At 49.3% G+C, this 2,582-nt stretch carries 2 protein-coding genes; one reads left to right on the top strand and one right to left on the bottom strand.

Translation table 11 applies throughout. The annotated features are described in order from the left end of the window. Positions 1-674 precede the first annotated feature (674 nt). Positions 675-1,637: a LysR substrate-binding domain-containing protein gene (locus ACRC27_RS09865; RefSeq protein ID WP_438639795.1), complete on the bottom strand. Its 963-nt coding sequence runs from the start codon at positions 1,635-1,637 to the stop codon at positions 675-677. 284 nt (positions 1,638-1,921) lie between these two features. Here ACRC27_RS09865 and ACRC27_RS09860 point away from each other — a divergent pair. Further along, a partial coding sequence (locus tag ACRC27_RS09860; protein ID WP_438639794.1) for an aspartate/glutamate racemase family protein occupies positions 1,922-2,582 on the top strand: 661 nt, incomplete at its 3' end.

The raw sequence follows: 2,582 nt of genomic DNA, 5'->3' as shown, positions 1-2,582 counted from the left end.
AAAACGATACCTGCGATAAATAAAACCATTTGCGGGTTGTATTTTTTTACGATCAGGTAACCGGTCACTAAAATAACGACTAAACTAATTAGTGCTACCATTGAGACGATGTCCTTGTAACGATAATGATATATTATCGACTATTGATGACCATTTTGTTTTGATAAACAGAGCGATCATTAATAGTCATATATATAACAAGTTATAGAGGGCACTTAATATAAGATGAACAGCACGGCAACGAGACATGGCTTAGCGATGAATCTAAGCGATGAATCACTTCAATAATTAATATTTCTTGTGCTTGTTTGTATTCAAATGCTTGTTTGCTGCGCTTTTGCGCTGCGCGACTTTCTCATAAAGCACTAAATAGCGTCAATCCGCAAACCTAGAGTAACGTGACATTGATCCAATCAACATGGATTAAAAAAGGCACTGCTCACAAAATAGTATTTTTACGCTATGCAAAGATGTGCATTTATGTCGTTGAGTTTAATTTGTGTGATATTAATGGCGATTGATTCATTTATTAAACTTAAAAATAATATCTATTCGCGGCGTGAGTTAAATAGTGTGTGAAGCCTCTATTTATATATTAAGACATAATGTCTTTATGTGAATGCGTCATTATTTTTATGCGAATAATAATAACAAAATAATTATAATTTTATATCTTACAGTAATGTACTAAATTCCGGGTCTTGTGCCAGGCGCGCTAATCCTTGCCAGACTTTTTCCCCTGCCGGATGTAAACGGCTTTCAAAACGGTAGGCATACAGCCACAGCGGTACCGAACAGCGAGTTGGGTGTAATACCTGCAACTGCCCCTGACGCTGCTCTTGGTGCAGCGCATATTGCGGCAACCATGCCACGCCAGCACCTTGCAAAACCAACTGTTTAATCAAATCTGACATCGAGGAAGAAAAGACCGGTTGCAGCTCAACATGCCGCTGTACCGGCGCAATCGCGCGCGCCATATAGCTGCTCGGTGAATAAGCCAACCAAGGCATTGGTTTCGGCATGGGCGATGCCGGCAGCTCGCTCTTGTCATCATTCTCAGGCGCGGTGTTGATGGCCGAGCTCCACGGCGCAGGCTGGCGACAAACCAAATGCAGGTGGCTGCGACCTAAACACAGAGATTGATATGGTGCGCTGGACAGATGATCGGCGGCAAAGGCCAGCAGGATATCGCACGCCCCTTCGCGCAAGGTTTCTACTGCATCATCCGCATCCACCGCTTCCACATTGAGCGTTACATTCGGGTGTTCGGCTGCCAGTTTGGGCTGAATATACGGCAGCAGGTGTGTCGCCAGCGAATGCGCCGCCGCGATGCGCACCGTTTGGCCACCCAGCAATGATAGACCGGCTAAGCGCCCGATCTCTTCCTCCATCTGATTGAGCAGTGAGCGGGCAGTGGCATGAAATTGCTTGCCACTGGCGGTCAGCGTCAGCGGGTGGGTATCGCGGTTCACCAGCTCGGTATTCAGTGCCTGCTCCAAGGCACGAATGCGGCGACTGAACGCCGGTTGCGTCACGTTACGCAGTGCTGCGGCAGCGGAAAAATTACGCTTTTCGGCCAATACCAGAAAATCATGCAACCACTTGGTTTCAATGTTGGGCAGATGTTCGGCAGACATAGCGCGGGCTCCTGGGTCGGTATTGTCGGGTTCTGTTGCGTGCTGGCACTAATGAGTGCGGCGCATTCTGTGCAGCATTGCGTTCAGGATGTATCGCGCATCTCACGGCATGTCATTATCGCGCATCGCGTTATGCTTTTCTTGCATAGCGGCAACAGAATCAGCATTTCATCCCCACTGACGAAACGACTAAGGTGAAAGCCAAGAGCCAGTACGGTTATGTCACACAAGATAGATATAACACACTGATTAAAATGGAATTCGATAAGTTACAGGGGGGTGTTATGCAACAGCAGCGTGCACGCCGGTTAGGAATTTTAGGTGGCATGGGGCCATTAGCGACCGTCGACTTTATGCGCAAAATTATTCAACGCACGCCGGCAGGACAGGATCAAGCGCATATCCCAATGGTGGTGGCGAATGTGCCGCAGATCCCCGATCGCACCCAAGCGATCCTCGATGCCGCAGAAGATCCGTTTCCTGCACTGTTACAACTGCTGCGGCAGCTGGAGCAGGCCGGCGCCACGTTATTCGTGATCCCGTGTAATACCGCGCATTTTTGGTTTAAGCGATTAACGTACTACTCACGCATCGAGGCGATCAGCATCATTGATTGCGTGGTGGGCGCTATTCGCCGCCGCGGTTTACGTCGTGTCGGGTTGCTGGCCACCACCGCTACGGTACGCGGCGGATTGTACCAACAGGAATTGCGTCCACTCGGCATTGAGTGCGTGCTACCCGATGCATTAATGCAGCAAAAAGTGATGCGTGGGATTGCTGCCGTGAAAGCCGGTGATGTGGCGCTTGGTCAGCGTTGCTTGTTTGAGGCTTATCAAGCACTGCGCGAGCAGGGGGCGGAGTCTGTTATCTTGGGCTGCACTGAGATCCCCTTGGCGCTGGAAGCGCATGCCAACGCCCATCCTGAAACGGTGATTGATTCGTTAG

The organism is Plesiomonas sp. (genome assembly GCF_051650925.1).
In the GTDB taxonomy this organism is placed as follows: Bacteria; Pseudomonadota; Gammaproteobacteria; order Enterobacterales; family CAMTGL01; genus Plesiomonas.
This window is presented reverse-complemented; position numbering and strand designations above follow the sequence as displayed.